The following is a 19,321-nucleotide window of genomic DNA, read 5'->3' on the forward strand; positions in this document are numbered from 1 at the left end:
CAGAAAAAAAGGGACCTTTCGGTCCCTTTTTTCATCTGTTACTTCTTATCGGGTAAGGCATACGCGATAACGTAATCACCGCGATCCGGTGACTGACGGGCACCACCGGCGTTAATGATGATGTACTGTTTGCCGGTTTTCGGCGACACGTAGGTCATCGGGCCGGACTGGCTGCCCACCGGCAGACGGTCTTTCCAGATCTCTTTCCCGGTGGCGGTATCAAACGCGCGCAGGTAGAAGTCCTGAGTGCCGGCAAAGAACAGCAGACCAGACTGAGTAGAGAGTGACGCACCCAGTGTCGGCATACCAATTGGGATCGGCATATGCATACGAATGCCCAGCGGGCCGGTATCTTCCACCGTACCGACAGGAACCTGCCACACCAGCTTGCCGGTTTTCAGGTCAACGGCTGACATGGTGCCAAACGGCGGCTTCTGGCACGGAATGCCCAGCGGCGACAGGAAACGTTCGCGCATGGCACCGAAAGGCGTTCCATCCATTGGTACGATACCCATCTCGATGCCGCTGGCGTTTTTCGCCACGTTAGCGCGCGGTACCATGTAGTTTGCCAGCCCCAGGCGCATATCGTTGACGAACATCAGGCTGTTGTTCGGGTCAACGGAGACGCTGCCCCAGTTCATCCCGCCGAGCGAGCCAGGGAACTGCAGGGAACGGTCGAGACCTGGTGGGGTGAAGACGCCCTGATGGCGCATCTCCTTGAACTGAATACGGCACAGCAGCAGGTCGACAGGCGTCGCCCCCCACATGTCGGACTCGGTCAGCGTCTGGTTGCCAATCATCGGCATACCAACAGAATACGGCTGGGTTGGAGAGTAGCGCTCACCTTCGACGTTACCCGCCGGGACAGGACGCTCCTCAACCTTCGCCACCGGCTTACCGGTTTCGCGGTTGAGCATGAAGATCATACCCTGCTTGCTGGTCTGCACCAGTACAGGCGTGGTACCGCCCTTACCGTCGGGCAGGTCGTACAGCAGCGGCTGGGAAGGCAGATCAAAGTCCCACAGGTCGTGGTGGGTGGTCTGGAAATGCCAGCGGACCTGACCGGTGGCTGCATCAACCGCCACGATAGATGAGCTGTATTTATCATCCAGCGCGGTACGTTCACCTGCCCAGAAATCCGGGGTGGCGTTGCCGGTTGGCAGGTAGATCAGGTTCAGTTTGGCGTCATAAGACATCGCAGACCAGACGTTCGGCGTACCGCGCGTGTAGGTCTGGCCTTTCGGCGGCAGGCCGGTCAGGTTAGGGTTACCCGGATCCCACGCCCACGCCAGTTTACCGGTGTGAACGTCATACGCGCGCACCACGCCCGGCGGTTCGCCGGTGGAGTAGTTATCCGCGACGCGACCGCCGACGACAACAACATTCCCGGCAACCAGCGGCGTAGACGTTTGCTGATAGTAGCCCGGCTTGATCTCGCCCATGCCGACGCTCAGGTCAACGGTGCCATGGTCGCCAAAGTCTTCGCAGACCTTACCGGTATCCGCGTTGATGGCAATCAGGCGGGCATCAGTAGTGGGCAGGAACAGGCGGCGAGGGCACGCGGCAGGCTGTGTCTCAACCTGTGACGTTGTCACTGAAGACCGATCCTCAAAATAGCCCAGCCCACGACAACGCTGCCAGTTAGGTGCCGTGGCTTTGGAATCATAGCGCCACTTCTCTTTACCTGAGTCGACATCCAGCGCCAGCACTTTACTGTATGGCGTACAGACATACAGCGTGTCGCCAATCTGCAATGGCGTGTTTTGATCTTCCGCGCCAGAACCATTGCTCTGCGGGATATCACCCGTGTGTGCAACCCAGGCAACTTTCAGGTCACTGACATTCTGCTTGTTAATCTGGTCCAGCGCGGCGAAGCGGTCGCCGTGCGTGGTGTTGCCCCAGTGCTCCCAGTTTTTTTGCTGCTCGCCGGGTGCGACGGGTTTAACCGGAACGGGCTCGTTAGCCGCCACGAGGGTTTGCGGTTTAAACATCCAGCCCAGGCTGACCAGCATAGCCACCGCAAGCACGGCTGCGATACCAAAAGCGGGAGCCTTGTTCGGTGCGTTATGGTTTGCTGCACGCAGAAAAGGCCACACGATGGCGCAGAGGAATGCCAGTACGGCAAACGTAAAGAGGCGGGAGAAGAGCGGCCAGAAATCCCAGCCCGCATCGCTTACCGCCCAGAACAGCGAGGCGATAAACGCGATGCTATAAAGCACTATCCCACTGGTGCGACTGGTAAAAATGAGGATCGCGGCAATCACCATCACCACGCCCATTATCATGAAGTACCAACTTCCACCTACGGAGGCGAGCTTAAAGCCCAACCCGCCGACGGCCAGACCGATGAGCATCATCAGTCCGGCAAGTAGCCACTGCAGAATACGAGGTATCCCGCGCGGCGCGCTGCCAAATGCCATTTTCTGTCTCCTTTAGATCCCCCCGCCGTGCCGGAAATGTACCAGTTGGGTAATAATTGCAGAGGGGGTAATGATAAATACGAGTGAATTCGGGTTTGTAAAATGATTTGCGAACCATTTGGTGAATTCACAGGTATGATAAAACTGTTAAATTGTTTTACGCAATTGTTAATGAATAATTTCGCATTAATTGATTAGAGCACAGGACTGCCCCTCGCCCCCTTTGGGGAGAGGGGTAGAGTGAGGGGAAGGGTTTCTAGACCGGCATAGATTTGCGAATGGCGCTCAGCAGCGTCTGTGCGCCTGTGGAAAGCGGGGTATCTACCCGCGTCAGAATACCGATGGGTTCACCGGCGCCAGGCGACGTCACCGGCAGTGCGGTAAGCGTACCCTGGCGTAAATCATCTTTTACCGCGCCGGAGGGAACGAACCAGACGTAGTCATAATCCAGAGTAAGCTGGCGTGAAAGCGAGGCCGAAAGCGTTTCGATACAACCCGAAGGCAGCGAACATCCCTGCATTTTAAGCAGTGTCTCGGCGGTGTCTCGCGGGACCGTCCCTTTAGGGCAGACCACCACAGGCCACTCCATGACGCGGCTTAACGTCACGGTATCCTGCAACAGAGGGTGGTCAGGACGCACAACCAGCTTCAGTGATTCCAGGAACAACAGTTCGTAATTCAGACCACCCATCAGTTCAGGATCGGACATTCGACCGATGCCAAGATCCAGTTCACCTGATTTCAGCCCCGCGAGCAGCATGGTGTTATTCATGGTGGCAACCTGAATCGTGGTATGTCTTTGCTGTTTGTGGAACTGACCGATGACCGGAGGAAGAATACCCAGTGCAGCGGTAGGCAGGGCTCCCACGCGCACAACTTCGCTGGCGTGCTCTTCTTTGCGATTGAGGGACTGGCCCGCGGTGTTGAGGGCATCAAGCACTTTTACGGCGTGCGTGAGAAATTGCTCGCCCACCAGGGTCAGTTGTGCCCCCAGACGACCACGGTCAAAAAGACGTGTACCGGTAAGTTGTTCCAGCTCATTCAGCGTTTTCGAGAGAGCAGGCTGGCTCAGGTTAAGAGTTTCAGCCGCACGCCCCAGCGTTCCCTGTTGAGCGACGGCCACAAATGTATGCAAATGGCGCAAGCGTATGCGCTGACTGAACAGACCATTTTTTTCCATAGGCGATGTTAAAAACAGAGCGATGCGGGTGACAAGTTAAGTTGTTTAATTTTGATAACCTGATAGCAAAATATTTTTAACATTTGATCTGTTTGAGTTACAACATGTTTTTCGACGGGGGCACAAAAGCGAACGTCCGTGTTCATTTATTGCGCATTCAGGAGAGGAGTGGCTAACCGATTTAGATCACGCCGTCACCGCCGTCAGAGCACCACACCTGGCCGGACGTAAAGGAACATTCATCCGAGGCCAGCGTGACGTACAATGGTGCAATCTCGACGGGCTGGCCCGGACGCCCCAGCGGGGTGTCGCCACCGAACTCCTTCACTTTTTCCATCGGTTGCCCGCCGCTGGATTGCAGCACAGTCCAGTAAGGGCCAGGGGCGACCGCGTTGACGCGAATGCCTTTCGGACCCAACTGTTTGGCTAATGCTTTGGTAAATACCGCCAGACAGGCTTTCGTCTGGGCATAGTCCAGCAGTACGGGGCTGGGCTTCACCGCCTGCACGGAGGAGGTATTAATGATAACGGATGAGGCTTTCAGGTGGCGCAGAGCGGCTTTGGTGATCCAGAAAGGGGCATACACGTTCGTTTTAAACGTCGCGTCGAATTCTTCGGTGGTCAGTTCCTCAATTGATTCCCGGAACTGCTGGCGACCGGCGTTATTCACCAGAATATCCAGCCCGCCAAGTTGGGTGGCGGCCTCATCAACCAGGTTCTGGCAGAAGGTTTCGTCCCTGATATCGCCCGGAAGCGCGACGGCAGTGCGGCCTTCAGCTTTAATCAGGTCAATAACGGCTACCGCGTCCTGCTCCTCTTCCGGCAGGTAGTTGATGGCAATATCGGCACCTTCACGGGCATAGGCAATCGCCACCGCACGTCCAATACCGGAGTCTCCTCCGGTTATCAGCGCTTTTTTTCCGGTGAGGCGTCCATGCCCTTTGTAACTGGTTTCCCCATGGTCAGGTACAGGTTGCATTTCGGATGCCAGTCCCGGCGGCGTTTGCGGCTGTTCCGGGAACGGGGGGTGTGGGTAAGCGTTCGTACGTTGTTGGGTATCGCTCATAGCTGACTCCTTAAGCCAAGGGGTGAGATTTGATGGATAACTGCAGCGTTAACGCTTCGCTGAATTATTTCTGCAAACGATCTACGCGGACGACGGCAGGGGATGATTTTTTATCAAGCGAACCGTTAATACCGATCATCTGGTCGGGTTTTACCGTTCTGCCCTCGAAGACTGTCTGGGGAATAATAACGTCGATTTTTCCGGTTTTATCCTGAAATACAAATTTATCGCCGCTACCGTCAATAAGATTACCGCGCAATGAAATTGTTGCACCATCGTGCATTTGTTTTGCCTGAGTGATTGTCATAATGCGCGCATCGTCGGTTCCGCGATATCCGCTATCCAGCGAATGAGGTGGCGTTGGGGCTTCGCCTTTTTGTAATCCGCCGTTATTATCTGCCCATGCGGTCGGAGCCAGAAATATCACTAAAGCGAAAGCGGATGATAATTTCATCTGATATCCTTCATCTTTGGGTGTATTGAATTATTAAGTATTATTGCTATTCCTTTATGGGGCAAATGTGATAAGTCCTAAAAACACGTACCTTAAAAGTCGAGGATATTTTGCTATTGGCTGCCATAATAATTGCTATACAGGTATGCGTGAAATTAAATATGCCATGATTGAACGCCATGTATATATTTCGAATATTCCTTTCGAGAAATGACAGGCGGACAGAGAAACATTCTTTTTCGCGACAACAGTCCGCCGTCATGGCGTTCCTCAGTGATAGCCTTCGGTATCCGAAACCTTGCCCCGGAAGACGTAGTAGCTCCAGGCGGTGTACACCAGGATCACCGGAATAATCAGTAATGTCCCGACCAGCATAAACAGCTGGCTGGCAGGCGGGGCTGCGGCCTCCCACAGGGTGATACGCGGCGGAATAATGTTCGGCCAGAGGCTGATGCCCAGTCCGCTAAACCCGAGGAAAATAAGTCCCAGCGTCAGCAGAAAAGGGCGCACGTGGCTGGTCGGATTGCGGGTCAGGCGCCAGATCAACACGCTGAAGATCCCGACCAGCAGAGGAACCGGCAGGAACCAGAAGAAGTTGGGTAGGGTAAACCAGCGGTCGGCCACGTACTGCCAGCCGAGCGGCGTCCAGACGCTCACCACCGCAATTACCACTATCAGCGCCAGCAGCACGTGGCGGGTCAGCTCGCGCATACGGACCTGCAACGCGCCTTCGCTTTTCATAATGAGCCAGGTTGTGCCCAGCAGCGTGTAGGCGACGACCAGACCGATGCCGCAGAAGAGGTTAAAGGGTGTGAGCCAGTCCAGCGCCGAGCCAACAAACCGCCGTCCCTCCACGTCGAAGCCGTTTATCATCGCCCCCACCACCACGCCCTGGCTGAAGGTGGCGAGCAGGGAGCCGCCAGCAAAGGAGTAGTCCCAGAACTTGCGGTGTGAGGGGGTGGCTTTGAAGCGGAACTCAAAGGCGACGCCGCGAAAAATGAGGCCGATCAGCATCGCGGTGAGGGGGATCGTCAGCGCATCAATAATGACCGCATAGGCCAGCGGAAATGCGCCGAAGAGCCCCGCGCCGCCGAGTACCAGCCAGGTCTCGTTACCGTCCCAGACGGGCGCCACGCTGTTGACCATCACATCGCGCTCTCTGGCATCGCCCACGAAGTTAAACAGCAGGCCAATGCCCAGATCGAAGCCATCCATAATGATGTACATCAGCGTGGCAAACACGATGATGGCAAACCAAATCACTGAGATATCGACACCCATCAGATTTTCTCCTCTTCCGGAACAGACTCAGCGGCAGACAGCGGACGGGCAGGCGTGCCCGAGGTGTTTGACGTCAGCGTATCGACGGGCTGAGGACCTTTCTTAATCAGCCGGATGAGATAGACATAGCCTACGCCAAACACCGACGAGTAGACGACGAAGAACGCCAGCAGGCTGATGCTCATCTGCAAGGTGCTGTGCAGCGATACCGCGTCGATGGTGCGAAGGTAGCCATAGACGACCCACGGCTGACGTCCCACTTCGGTGGTTACCCATCCGGCGAGCAGCGCCAGTAGCCCGGCAGGCCCCATGCAGAGGGCAAACCAGTGGAACGGGCGCGAGTGGTAAAGTCGATGGCGATAGCGCAGCCAGACGCTGATAAGACCAAGGGTAATCATCAGCAGTCCCATCCCGACCATCACGCGGAACGACCAGAAAACAATGGTTGAGTTTGGGCGATCTTCTTTCGGAAAGTCTTTCAGCGCCGGGACCTGCTTATCCAGGCTGTGCGTCAGGATAAGGCTGCCGAGCGCGGGGATTTCCAGACCGTATTTGGTGCGCTCCTCGTCCATATCCGGCAGGCCAAACAGCAGCAGCGGGGTAGCCTCGCCGGGAGGATTTTCCCAGTGCCCCTCAATGGCGGCAATTTTTGCCGGCTGATGCTCAAGCGTGTTCAGGCCGTGCATATCGCCCACCACCGCCTGAATGGGCGCGACCACCAGCGCCATCCACATCGCCATCGAAAACATGGTGCGAACGGCGGGGGTATCGTTACCGCGCAGCAGATGCCATGCGCCCGATGCCCCGACAAACAGCGCGCTGCTCAAAAAAGCGGCGATAGCCATATGAATAAGGCGGTAAGGGAACGAGGGGTTAAAGACAATCGCCAGCCAGTCCTGCGGGATAACCTGCCCGTTATCGATAGTGAAACCCTGCGGGGTATGCATCCAGCTGTTGGAGGCGAGGATCCAGAAGGTCGACATCAGCGTGCCGAGCGCCACCATGCAGGTTGAAAAGAAGTGCAGACCCGGACCGACCTTATTCCTGCCGAACATCATGACGCCAAGGAAACCGGCTTCCAGGAAGAAGGCGGTTAACACCTCATAGGTCAGGAGTGGGCCGGTAATACTGCCGGCGAACTGTGAGAAGCCGCTCCAGTTGGTGCCAAACTGATACGCCATGACCAGACCGGAAACGACGCCCATCCCGAAGTTAACGGCAAATATCTTGAGCCAGAAATGGTACAGCGATCGCCAGACGTCGTTTTTGGTGCGCAGCCACATGCCCTCCAGCACCACCAGATAGCTGGCGAGCCCGATGGTGATCGCAGGAAACAGGATGTGGAACGAGACGGTAAAAGCGAACTGAATTCTTGCTAAATGGAATGCATCAAGTGCGAACATGGTCCGTACCTCTGAAACGATGGGGCACGCGCATCGCCGGGCTGCTTTTTGCTACCAGGCAAAACCGATTACGGTTTTTGATACCGGTGCCGCAATCGGCCACGGTGAGCAGGTCGGAATGCGGATCGCCGTGCCAACTTCCGCGAACCTCTTTACCTAAAGATAGAGTGTAGACCCTGTTGGCATAATCCTCGTCTGGAGACAGTGTGAGGATAAAATAATGGTTCCGTTTGGGGTTGTTCAGGGGGCCAGTAGCACACGGTTTGACCACTGTCGTCTTAAGATCACAAATCAGAAATTCTTCCCCCAGGAAGGAACGGGTTTCTCTACACTCCAGGTAATATTCACTGGAGGCATGACATCATGGCGAACACCATCACGGCTGATGACATTCGGGAACGCTTTTCGCAGGCTATGTCGGCGATGTACCAGCAGGAAGTTCCGCAATACGGCACTTTGCTCGAACTGGTCGCAGACGTAAACCTGGCGGTTCTGGAAAATAACCCGCTATTACATGAACAACTGGCTAATGCCGATGAACTGGCGCGCCTGAACGTGGAGCGCCACGGGGCGATCCGCGTCGGCACGGCACAGGAACTATCAACCCTGCGTCGTATGTTTGCCATCATGGGCATGTACCCGGTCAGCTATTACGATCTCTCTCAGGCGGGGGTGCCGGTCCACTCCACGGCGTTTCGTCCGATAGACGATGCGGCGCTGTGCCGTAATCCGTTTCGTATCTTTACCTCGCTACTGCGTCTTGAGCTGATTGAAAACGTTGCGCTGCGTGAACGCGCGGCGGAGATCCTGTCTCACCGGAACATCTTTACCCCAAGCTGTCTGGCGCTGATCGAGCTCCATGAGTCGGAAGGGCAGTTTACTGACGCACAGGCGCACGAATTTGTGCAGGAAGCGCTGGAAACCTTCCGCTGGCATCGTCATGCGACGGTCGATCAGGAAACCTATCTGGCCCTGCACAACGAACACCGGCTGATTGCCGATGTGGTTTGCTTCCCGGGCTGCCACATTAACCACCTCACGCCGCGTACCCTGGATATTGACCGGGTGCAGGAGCTGATGCCGAAGTATGGTATAGAACCAAAAGTGCTGATCGAAGGACCTCCTCGTCGCGAAGTGCCTGTGCTCTTACGACAGACCAGCTTTAAGGCGCTTGAAGAACCAGTGCTGTTTGCCGGAGAACATAAAGGCACACATACCGCGCGGTTTGGTGAAATTGAACAGCGCGGCGTGGCGCTGACGCCAAAAGGCCGTGAACTGTACGATAGCCTGCTCGCACAGGCCGGTACCGGTAAAGATAACCTGACCCACCAGCTGCATTTGCGGGAGATCTTTAACGCTTTCCCGGACAGCGAAATGCTAATGCGTCGTCAGGAGCTGGCCTATTTCCGCTATCGTCTGACGCCTGCGGGGGAAGCGCATCGCCACGCGTTTCGTCCCGGAGACGATCCGCAGCCGCTGATCGAACGTGGGTGGGTGGTCGCTCAGCCGATTACCTACGAAGATTTCCTGCCGGTCAGCGCTGCCGGGATATTCCAGTCCAATCTCGGGAACGAAACCCAGGCGCGCAGCCACGGAAATGCCAGCCGCGATGCCTTTGAAGCGGCGCTGGGCTGCCCGGTGTATGACGAGTTTACGCTCTATCAGGAGGCTGAAGTACGAAGCAAACAGCGTTGCGGTTTGCTCTGAAACCGTTACTCTGCTGGGGTGTGATGGAAAAATTAAGGTCGTTATGCAAAATCCTTCCGCCCCTGTGGTTGAAACGCGCTGCGGCGCACTGTCTGGTTTAACCGATGAAAATGTCCATGTCTGGTGCGGTATTCCCTACGCCGCACCGCCCGTGGGCGAGTGGCGCTGGCGTTCCCCGCGGCGGCCTGAACCGTGGGATGGACTTCGCGAAGCCACCACCTTTTCGGCCTCAAGCTGGCAAAGCAGCGAGTATTGTCAGGAGCTAGGCGGCGGCGATCCGGGCCAGTTTTCTGAAGATTGTCTCTATCTCAACGTCTGGTCTCCCAAAGAGCGCGCGGAATCGCTTCCGGTGATGGTCTGGCTGCACGGCGGCGGGTTTACCATTGGTGCCGGGGGGCTGCCGCCCTATAACGGCAAAGCGCTGGCAATGCGCGGTGTTGTTGTAGTCACGATCAACTATCGCCTCGGTCATCTTGGCTTCTTTGCCCATCCTGCACTGGAGGGCGAAGAATATCGCGTTGTGCATAATTTTGCCCTGCTGGACCAGATCGCCGCGCTCGAATGGGTGCGGGATAACATTGCTGCGTTTGGCGGCGACCCTGCTAACGTGACCCTGTTTGGCGAATCCGCGGGCGCGCGCAGCGTGCTTTCGCTGCTGGCCTCGCCATTGGCAGAAGGATTGTTCCATAAGGCGATTGTACAAAGCGGTTACACCTTACCTGACACGCCGCGCGAGCAGGCACTGCAGAAGGGGGAAGCGCTGGCCGCCCATTTTAGCCTGGAGAATGCGACAGCCGAGGAGCTACGCGCTATTCCGCCCGACGCGTTCTGGCCATTAACCGCACCGCTGAACATTGCCCCGGCACCCATCGTCGGGGATTGCGTGCTGCCGGAAGCGATGCTCGATGTCTTCTTCGCCGCCCGACAGCATCCTGTGCCGGTGATGATTGGCTCAAACAGCGATGAAGCCAGCGTGATGGCGGTGTTTGGTATCGATCTTGCCGGGCAAATCCAGAAACTGCGCCGCGAACGTCGCTTTGGTCTGGGGTTGATTAAGCTGCTCTATCCTGGCGTCAAAGGGGACGAAGAGCTGGGCCGACAGGTGTGCCGCGATATGGCGTTCACCACGATGGGCTACGTAGTGATGCAGGCTCAACAGCGCATCGGCGGATTGTGCTGGCGTTACTGGTTCGACTATGTCGCGGAAGCAGAACATGACACATACATCAACGGCGCCTGGCATGGCAATGAAGTTCCCTATGTGTTCGATACGCTTGGTCAGGTAGAACCGTCGCGTCAGTATGTTAATGCACGCGATCTCCAGTTTGCTGCCCAGGTGGCCGATTATTGGGTAAGTTTCGCGCGTGACGCCGGGAGGCGCGACATTCTGCCGGGCCCCACGCACTGGCCAGCATGTCGCAAAGGGAGGGACGTTCTGTTACGTATTGGATTGAATAAACATGCAGGTTTCAGGCTTGAAAACCGCTTTATGCGTGCCCGCATGAGTCTCTTCAAGCGGGTGATGAAACATCACGTCAGCCTCGACTAAGCAAACAAGCGCGAAACGCCGCCAGCCCATTTTCTTCGCCAGGCGTTTCGCGCAGCACCAGGCGGTAGCTCGCGCCGGTTTTTATACTTGTCTCATAGGGCCGCGTTAGCCTTCCGGCACGGACATCTTCTTCTACCAGCGTTTCGTCGGCAATGGCGACGCCCAGCCCCTGAATGGCCGCCGTAATGGCGAGATCCATCGTATCGAAGTGTTGATTTTTGTGCATAACAAAGCCCGGGCCTTCCTGTTTTGCCAGCCACAATGACCAGTCTGTCTTATCCCTTGTGGGGTGAAGAAATGTCAACGAACCCAGTGCGGCACTCGCGCGCATAGGGCTAAGCACCGGGGTTAACGCCTCTTCAAACAGCAGGTCGCCGGCACTCATGTGCGTGCCGAACACGATGGCCGCGTCGTAAGATTCGGTTTTGAAATTCACGTTGTGATCGGTGGTGGTGGTCAATGCAATTTGCAGATCCGGCTGTTCACGCTCCACCTCCAGCAGGCGGGGGACCAGCCAGCGCATGGCGCAGGTGGGGGCTTTTAAGCGGATGACGGTTTGCTGGCTGCGGGCCCGGCCGGCCACCGTCAGCAATTGCTCAAAAGACGATTGCAGTTCAGGCAACAGGGCGCTTCCCTGCGGTGACAGCCGCAGCCCACGCGCATGACGCTCAAATAGCGGAAAGCCAAACCACGCTTCAAGGGAAGCGATCTTGCGGCTCACTGCCCCCTGTGTCAGGCAAAGCTCAGCGGCGGCGTGGGTGAGGTTCAGGTGACGCGCGGTGACTAAAAATGCGTCGATGGCATTGAGCGGGAGCGAACGGCGCGACATATAAACACCTCAGCTATGCATTTTTCTCATGGCTATTATGACAACAATTCGATTGTCCCGACAACTCACTTGTTGTTTGAATAGTTATGCAATGTCCATGAGAAGGGAAAGAGGATGACTTTACGAACGCCGGTGCAAACACGCTCTAAACTGCCTGATGTGGGTACCACCATTTTTACCGTTATCGGCCAGCTCTCGGCGCAGCATAACGCGATTAACCTTTCTCAGGGCGCACCGAACTTTTCCTGCGACCCGAAGCTGATTGCGGGCGTCACCCGCGCAATGGAGGCAGGGCATAACCAGTATGCAGCGATGACCGGTCTGCAGCCGCTCAAAGAACGCATTGCCGATAAAATTGCCACCCTCTACGGCACGCAGTATGACCCAGGTAGCGAGGTGCTGGTCACCGCCAGCGCCAGCGAAGGACTTTATTCGGCAATCAGCGGGCTGGTGCACCCGGGCGATGAGGTGATCTATTTTGAACCGTCATTTGACAGCTATGCGCCAATTGTCCGCCTGCAGGGGGCAACCCCGGTCGCCATCAAACTCACGGTGCCGGATTTTGCCGTCAACTGGGATGAAGTGCGTGCCGCGATCACCCCGCGTACGCGTATGATTATCATCAATACCCCGCACAACCCGAGCGGTCAGGTTTTCTCAGCTAATGACCTGCAGCAGCTGGCGGCGCTGACGCGCAATACCGATATCATTATTTTGTCTGACGAAGTGTACGAACACGTTGTTTTTGATGGTGAACCGCACCACGGGATGGCTACACACCCGCAGCTGGCGGAGCGTAGCGTGATTATCTCATCTTTCGGAAAAACCTATCACGTTACCGGGTGGCGTGTGGGTTACTGTGTTGCCCCGGCGGTACTGATGGACGAGATTTGTAAAGTCCATCAATTTTTAATGTTTTCTGCCGATACGCCAATGCAGCATGCCTTTGCTGAGCATATGGTTGATCCGCAAACCTGGCTGTCGCTGTCGGCGTTTTACCAGCGTAAGCGCGATCTGCTGCAAAGTCTGCTTGAGGATTCGCCGTTTACCCTGTTGCCGAGTGCCGGGTCGTTCTTTATGCTGGCGGACTACAGCCAGTTTAGCGATGAGCGCGATAGCGAGCTGGTGAAACGGCTGATCGTTGAGTACGGTGTTGCCACCATTCCGCTGTCGGCGTTTTATGCGGACGGTACGGATAATAAATTGATTCGTCTCTCTTTTGCGAAAGATGAGGCGACGTTACGGGCAGGTGCCCAGGCCCTGTGTCGGGTTAAACCACGCTGAGGAGTATTGGATGAAATTACGCGCGTTAGTTGTCGGCATGGGATTGCTGTGTACTTTTTCTTCCTTTGCGGCTACCGAGCTGCGTTACGGTCTGGAGGCGGAATATCCGCCGTTTGAGAGCCGTAATGCGGCGGGCGAACTGGAAGGGTTTGACGTTGAACTGGGGAATGCCATTTGTAAAGCCGCAGCGCTGAAGTGCACCTGGGTTGAAACCTCGTTTGATGCGTTGATTCCGGGGCTGGTGGCGAAGAAATTCGACGCGATCAACTCGGCGATGAATATCACCGAACAGCGCCGCAAGAGCATTGATTTTACCCAACCGATCTACCGTATTCCGTCGCAGCTGGTCGGTAAGGCCGGAACGGCGGTAGAGGCGACTCCCGAAGGGCTGAAGGGAAAAACCATTGGTGTGCTGCAGGGATCCATTCAGGAAACCTATGCGAAAGAGCACTGGGAAAAGCAGGGTGTCACCGTGGTGTCTTATAAAGATCAGAATATGGCCTGGGGCGATCTGCTGAATGGTCGGATCGACGCCTCGCTGGTCATGTCAGCGGCCGGGCAGGCAGGTTTCCTCAGCAAGCCGCAGGGGAAAGGGTTTGGCTTCATCGGCAAACCGGTGTCTGACGACACTATCCTCGGCAGTGGGATCGGTTTTGGGTTGCGTAAAGGTGACGAGGCCACCAAAAAGCAACTTGATGCCGCGATTGATAAAGTACGTGCCGACGGCACGATCGCTAAACTCGCTGATAAGTACTTCCCGGGTATCGATGTCAGCGTAAAATAACCGCCTCATTGGCCCCGGCGAACGATGTCGCGCCGGGGCATTTTTCTACACATTCTCCAGGCTTTCTTTACACCACTTTCGGGCCGTTCTGGTCGACAGAAAATATTTCACACTTTGTTCATATAATCACCGGCCAACAATTGGATTCTTAACCATTTTTGTTTAGGCTGTGCGTTCTTTCTTGCCGTCATTTCGCCGAGCGCGAAACACATTCACACGACCATAAGGACGTTTTTCCAGGCATGAATCGCAGACGTTTTCTAAAAGGCTCGCTGGCAGTGGCAGCCCTGAGCGGCACATCTGGCCTTGCTTCTCTGTTTTCCAAAGCGGCATACGCTGCTGACTCTGACATTGCTGACGGCCAGAGCCGTCGTTTTGATTTCTCCGTACTGCAATCCATGGCGCATGACCTGGCGAAAACCCCGTGGGGTGGTGCGCCGCGCCCGCTGCCGGACACGCTGGCCACCATGACGCCGCAGGCGTACAACGCCATCCGCTACGATGAAAAGCAGTCTCTGTGGAATAACATTGAAGGGCGTCAACTGGACGTGCAGTTCTTCCATATGGGAATGGGTTTCCGTCGTCGCGTGCGGATGTTCTCGCGGGACCAGTCTACTTCTATGGCGCGCGAGATCCACTTCCGTCCGGAGCTGTTCAGCTATGGTGAAACGGGTGTGGATACCAAACAGCTGGAAGGGCAAAGCGATCTCGGCTTTGCGGGCTTCCGTGCGTTTAAAGCCCCTGAACTGGCGCGTCGCGATATCGTCTCTTTCCTCGGTGCGAGCTATTTCCGTGCGGTTGATGACACCTACCAATATGGTCTTTCCGCACGTGGTCTGGCGGTGGATACCTTTACCGACACGCCGGAAGAGTTCCCGGATTTCACCTCGTTCTGGTTTGAAACCGTCAAACCTGGCGACACCACTTTTACCGTTTATACGCTGCTGGACAGCCCAAGCATCACTGGTGCTTATAAATTCGTGATCCACTGCGAGAAGAGCCAGGTGATTATGGAGGTGGAAAACCACCTCTATGCGCGTAAAGACATTAAGCAACTCGGCATCGCGCCGATGACCAGCATGTTCAGCTGCGGTAATAACGAACGCCGCATGTGTGACACCATTCACCCGCAAATTCATGACTCCGACCGCCTGGCCATGTGGCGCGGCAACGGGGAGTGGATCTGTCGTCCGCTGAACAACCCGCAGAAGCTGCAGTTCAATGCCTATATGGACAAGAATCCGAAAGGGTTCGGCCTGCTGCAACTTGATCGCGATTTCTCGCACTATCAGGACGTGATGGGCTGGTATAACAAACGCCCAAGTCTGTGGGTTGAGCCGCGCAATGACTGGGGCAAAGGCTCAGTTGGCCTGATGGAGATCCCGACTACGGGTGAAACGCTGGATAACGTCGTCTGCTTCTGGCAGCCAGAAAAAGCGGTCAAAGCGGGCGACGAGCTGGACTTCAAATATCGCCTCTACTGGAGCGCCATGCCGCCAGTGCGTTCTCCGCTGGCAACGGTCTTCGCGACCCGCACCGGTATGGGTGGCTTCCCGGAAGGGTGGGCACCCGGCGAAAATTACCCGAAAGTGTGGGCCCGTCGCTTCGCTATCGACTTTGTCGGTGGCGACCTGAAAGCGTCTGCACCAAAAGGCATCGAGCCGGTCATTACGCTCTCCAGCGGTGAAGCGAAGCAGGTTGAGATCCTTTACGTTGAACCGTTTGACGGCTATCGCATTCTGTTTGACTGGTATCCAACATCGGATTCGACCGAACCAGTGGACATGCGTTTGTTCCTGCGCTGCCAGGGGGATGCCATCAGTGAAACCTGGCTGTATCAGTATTTCCCGCCAGCACCGGATAAACGTCAGTACGTTGATGACAGGGTAATGCGTTAATCGAGTTGAACTGCGCCTGGTAAGCGTAACGCTGCCGGGCGATTAACAGTTATAAATCATGATTTAGCATATGTTCTCATTTGTGCTGCTTTTTTAACAAGGAGTGGTGTAGGAAATGCTGAATTCGCTCCAGATATTCCAGGCACTGAATGAATTGGGTTACCGGCTTGAGGATGGAAAATTCGAGCCAAGCTATGCATCCGAGCATCCGCTCGGAAATGGGAAGTATCTGTATGTCAAACGCAGTCGGGACGGCGTTGTTAACAAGAGCCCATTGGTTCTCGCACCAGACACCCTTGCCTTAAAGGCGGAAATTGATCGCATTGAGGGTCTCTACTGCCTTTGGGAAAAAGTAAAAAGCACCAGCTATCGACGTTACCCGAAAGATAATGGTACCTCCCAATATGGTTATGCAACTGATGTTGAATCAGTCGAAGCGCTACAGGCTCTCGTGAATTTGTTGAGAGGCCAACCCTCTTTGATCACCCAGCCTGGACTAAAAAGAGACAACGAAAACAAGGAGCAATCGTTAATGTATCCCTTAAACCAGATTCTCTTTGGACCACCAGGCACGGGTAAAACCTACACGACGACCGAATTGGCTGTCAAAATTGCGGATAATGCATGGTATCAACAGGCTACGCGTGAGCATCATGGCAATGACTTACGGGAAAAGGTAAAGCAGCGGTATCAGATTCTGGTAGAAAAGCAGCGCATCATGTTTACCACTTTCCATCAAAGTTTCTCCTATGAGGACTTTATCGAGGGTATTCGTGCGACTACTGATGAAAGCTCGGGTACGCTTCGCTACGAAGTTATGGATGGTATTTTTAAGCAGCTGTGCCTGAATGCTGAAGTTAAAACGAGTGGTAGTTCAACCCAGTCATTGTCTTTGAATGGGAGACGGATTTGGAAAATGTCTCTTGGAAATACTCTTGACGGTGAAGATTATATTTTCGATGAATGCCTTGCGAACAATTATATTTTATTGGGTTGGGGTGATAATCTTGATTTTAGTGGTTGCACTACTCCTGCGGATGTCCGATTACGAATAGACGAATCGAATGAAGGCCAGGTTGAGAGAAGTGAATACATGTTGACTGCGGTCAACATGTTTAAAAATATCATTCGGAATGGTGATCTGGTTATTATTTCCGATGGTAATCATAAGTTCAGGGCCATCGCCGAGATCGCCGGAGATTATCAATTCCTGCCAAATGATGAACGCGTAGGCTATCACCAAATGCGTAAGGTCAACTGGTTACGAACTTATTCACCGAGCTTACCGAAAGAGCAGCTTTTTTTAAAAGCACTTTCACAGATGACATTATATGAGTTGAGGGATGCCTCAATTGACAGGGAAAAACTGTCTCAACTATTGGCCCCGGTAGAAACAAGTGATAATCAAGCATTACCGCATGTGCTCATTATCGATGAGATAAACAGGGGGAATATTGCCCGTATCTTTGGTGAATTGATTACTCTGTTGGAATCCGATAAACGATTGGGAGCTGAAGATGCCCGCTCCTTAGTCCTGCCTTATTCTAAACAGCTGTTTTCCGTGCCAAGAAATGTCTATGTCATTGGGACGATGAATACTGCGGATAAATCCCTGATACAAATGGACCTGGCGCTAAGACGACGCTTTAGCTTTACCGAAATGCCTGCACGACCGGAGTTATTAGCTGGGGTCACTGCGTTTGGCGTTGATGTCGAAACGTTGTTAACGCGCATTAATCAACGTATCGAAGCACTGCTGGATAGTGAGCATATGATTGGTCATGCTTACTTCATGCCATTAAAGAAATTAGAAAATAACGCCGACCGTGAAGCCTGTCTTGCCAGCATCTTCCAGGAAAAACTCATTCCATTGCTGAGAGAGTATTTCTTTGATGATTATGAACGTATCGGTTGGGTGCTTAATGATTCAGTGAAAGCGAAAGAAAACCGTTTTATTCTCTTGCAACAGTCAGCACAATTACCGTCATTTTCTGCGCTATTCCCGAAAGATATTGCGGATAGTTTGTCTGACAGGCGTTTTCGTATTAATGAACATGCTTTCGTGTCGGCAGAAGCTTATCAGGGTATTGTGGCATGATGATTCAGGTCCGGGAATATGCTCTGCTTACCTGTGATAACTCTCAACCAGCCAGTATGGATTTGGGGATTGTCTCTGAAGCAACATTTTCCTGGCTTGAGCAATTGCAACAAAAGTGGAGTGGTACCTCTCAAATTCTCAGCCGGGAAGGGAGGCGATTTTTGCGTTTGGGAAGCTATGTCGGTTATCTGCAATCCCCGACTGGCGAGTCAATTGAAATTCTGCCAAAAACCACTCTTGACGTTCCCGTCGAAATAGTCCCTCTGCGTCAGCTTTTACGCCGAATGCTTAGTGCCTCTACCGGAATTGCACCTCGTGAGGCGAGCCAGGCGGTATTGCAACGTAGTGACCAGCCTCTACATGAATGGATAATCAGTGAGTTTTTGCGACATCTTGCTGATTTAGTTCGCAAAGGACTGCGTTTCGATTATCACCTCATTGAGGATGAGCATAGTGCGTTCATCCGTGGTCAATTGGATGTCACTGCGCAAATGAGAATGCCTCCGGGCAGAGGCACTCATTTTCATGTGCGTTATGCTGAGTTTTCCCCTCAGCGTATCGAAAATCGCCTGTTACGGACTGCTTTAGACTGGACTCTCAAAATGACCAGACAAGGGCAGAGCTGGAGGCAGGCAAATTCACTTAGCCACCAACTGGATGGCATAGTGCCGATCTCTGGCAGTACAACACTTTCAATGAGGCAGTGGAGTGACGGTAAATATCTCTTTGGCTATCGCGCGATAAAGCCGTGGTGCCAGCTCATTCTTGAACAGATGAATCCAGATTTTCAATATGGATTGCATCAGGGAATATCTTTGCTGTTCCCTATGGAGAAGTTATATGAGGGCTGGGTAGGATACGGTCTGGCTGGAGCGTTGCATCACGATTACCAGCTTATTGAGCAGACTAAGAGCCAGTACTTGTTAGAACATGTTCCTGTTGGCGAAAAGTTATCTCAACGATGGTTCATGCTTAAACCTGACTTTCTTATCACCGGCGAGCAGACGGTGGTTATGGATGCTAAATGGAAGCTATTAGATAGCAGAGCTGATGATGCTCTAAGGAAGTATGAAATCAGCCAGTCGGACCTGTATCAGATGTTCGCCTATGGGCAAAAGTATCTTCATGGGAAAGGCAAAATGATGCTGATTTATCCGCGTCATCAGTACTTTGCTGCGCCATTACCGGTGTTCCATTTTGACGAAGATTTATCTCTATGGTGTGTGCCCTTTGACCTTGAATCTGGTGGATTGGTGAAAGGCGAATGGCAGGATTCGTTCAGTTGCTTCCCTGAAGATGAGCCTGAAGTCATTTATGATGAGCAACAAAACAGCCACGCATTTCACGAATATTAAAGGGAGACAGAAT

General features: G+C 54.0%; 15 protein-coding genes. 8 read left to right on the plus strand and 7 right to left on the minus strand.

Annotated elements, in window-relative coordinates:
* Positions 1 to 38: 38 nt before the first annotated feature.
* The 6 genes from ACLHV8_RS10120 to ACLHV8_RS10145 form a co-directional block, all read right to left on the minus strand.
* Entirely contained in the window at positions 39 to 2,420 is a 2,382-nt protein-coding gene (locus ACLHV8_RS10120) for a glucose/quinate/shikimate family membrane-bound PQQ-dependent dehydrogenase (RefSeq protein WP_410376876.1), read from the minus strand.
* A gap of 256 nt (positions 2,421 to 2,676) precedes the next feature.
* A complete protein-coding gene (locus ACLHV8_RS10125) occupies positions 2,677 to 3,600 on the minus strand; it encodes a LysR substrate-binding domain-containing protein (RefSeq protein WP_028017465.1) in 924 nt (307 codons plus the stop codon).
* A 181-nt stretch (positions 3,601 to 3,781) separates the two neighbouring features.
* A complete protein-coding gene (locus ACLHV8_RS10130; protein ID WP_208594758.1) occupies positions 3,782 to 4,666 on the minus strand; it encodes an SDR family oxidoreductase in 885 nt (294 codons plus the stop codon).
* A gap of 64 nt (positions 4,667 to 4,730) precedes the next feature.
* Positions 4,731 to 5,120, minus strand: coding sequence for a YdeI family stress tolerance OB fold protein (locus tag ACLHV8_RS10135; protein WP_208594757.1), 390 nt, complete (start codon positions 5,118 to 5,120; stop codon positions 4,731 to 4,733).
* 270 nt (positions 5,121 to 5,390) lie between these two features.
* Positions 5,391 to 6,401 (minus strand): cytochrome d ubiquinol oxidase subunit II, encoded by a 1,011-nt coding sequence (cydB, locus tag ACLHV8_RS10140; protein WP_208594756.1) that lies wholly within the window; start codon positions 6,399 to 6,401, stop codon positions 5,391 to 5,393.
* Positions 6,401 to 7,804 (minus strand): cytochrome ubiquinol oxidase subunit I, encoded by a 1,404-nt coding sequence (locus tag ACLHV8_RS10145; protein ID WP_208594755.1) that lies wholly within the window; start codon positions 7,802 to 7,804, stop codon positions 6,401 to 6,403. The genes cydB and ACLHV8_RS10145 overlap by 1 nt, the downstream gene beginning before the upstream one ends.
* Between ACLHV8_RS10145 and ACLHV8_RS10150 the strand changes: the two genes are divergently transcribed.
* The 3 genes from ACLHV8_RS10150 (at position 7,803) to ACLHV8_RS10160 (ending at position 11,060) form a co-directional block, all read left to right on the plus strand.
* The gene (locus ACLHV8_RS10150; protein ID WP_164881334.1) at positions 7,803 to 7,964 is read left to right on the plus strand and encodes a hypothetical protein; all 162 of its coding nucleotides are present in this window, start codon (positions 7,803 to 7,805) and stop codon (positions 7,962 to 7,964) included. The two genes, ACLHV8_RS10145 and ACLHV8_RS10150, sit on opposite strands and share 2 nt — an antisense overlap.
* Before the next feature lie 203 nt (positions 7,965 to 8,167).
* Positions 8,168 to 9,511 carry a VOC family protein gene (locus ACLHV8_RS10155; RefSeq protein WP_208594754.1) on the plus strand — a complete coding sequence of 448 codons (1,344 nt, stop codon included), beginning with the start codon at positions 8,168 to 8,170 and terminating at the stop codon, positions 9,509 to 9,511.
* A 43-nt stretch (positions 9,512 to 9,554) separates the two neighbouring features.
* Positions 9,555 to 11,060 (plus strand): carboxylesterase/lipase family protein, encoded by a 1,506-nt coding sequence (locus ACLHV8_RS10160; RefSeq protein WP_208594753.1) that lies wholly within the window; start codon positions 9,555 to 9,557, stop codon positions 11,058 to 11,060.
* Here ACLHV8_RS10160 and ACLHV8_RS10165 read toward each other — a convergent pair.
* Complete coding sequence (locus ACLHV8_RS10165) at positions 11,047 to 11,889, minus strand: LysR family transcriptional regulator (RefSeq protein ID WP_208594752.1); 843 nt, start codon at positions 11,887 to 11,889, stop codon at positions 11,047 to 11,049. The two genes, ACLHV8_RS10160 and ACLHV8_RS10165, sit on opposite strands and share 14 nt — an antisense overlap.
* Before the next feature lie 114 nt (positions 11,890 to 12,003).
* On the opposite strand from ACLHV8_RS10165, the gene ACLHV8_RS10170 reads away from it, so the two are divergent.
* The 5 genes from ACLHV8_RS10170 to ACLHV8_RS10190 all read left to right on the plus strand — a co-directional run bounded on the left by ACLHV8_RS10170 (position 12,004) and on the right by ACLHV8_RS10190 (position 19,308).
* A complete protein-coding gene (locus ACLHV8_RS10170; RefSeq protein ID WP_049007272.1) occupies positions 12,004 to 13,173 on the plus strand; it encodes a pyridoxal phosphate-dependent aminotransferase in 1,170 nt (389 codons plus the stop codon).
* 10 nt (positions 13,174 to 13,183) lie between these two features.
* Positions 13,184 to 13,957, plus strand: coding sequence for a transporter substrate-binding domain-containing protein (locus tag ACLHV8_RS10175; protein WP_049007271.1), 774 nt, complete (start codon positions 13,184 to 13,186; stop codon positions 13,955 to 13,957).
* Positions 13,958 to 14,199: 242 nt separating this feature from the next.
* The gene (locus ACLHV8_RS10180; protein ID WP_410376877.1) at positions 14,200 to 15,855 is read left to right on the plus strand and encodes a glucan biosynthesis protein D; all 1,656 of its coding nucleotides are present in this window, start codon (positions 14,200 to 14,202) and stop codon (positions 15,853 to 15,855) included.
* 115 nt (positions 15,856 to 15,970) lie between these two features.
* Positions 15,971 to 17,953 carry an AAA family ATPase gene (locus ACLHV8_RS10185; protein ID WP_208594750.1) on the plus strand — a complete coding sequence of 661 codons (1,983 nt, stop codon included), beginning with the start codon at positions 15,971 to 15,973 and terminating at the stop codon, positions 17,951 to 17,953.
* A complete protein-coding gene (locus ACLHV8_RS10190; protein ID WP_208594749.1) occupies positions 17,950 to 19,308 on the plus strand; it encodes an McrC family protein in 1,359 nt (452 codons plus the stop codon). The genes ACLHV8_RS10185 and ACLHV8_RS10190 overlap by 4 nt, the downstream gene beginning before the upstream one ends.
* Positions 19,309 to 19,321 lie beyond the last annotated feature (13 nt).

This window comes from Enterobacter sp. CPE_E863 (assembly GCF_046521465.1).
Classification (GTDB): domain Bacteria; phylum Pseudomonadota; class Gammaproteobacteria; order Enterobacterales; family Enterobacteriaceae; genus Enterobacter; species Enterobacter adelaidei.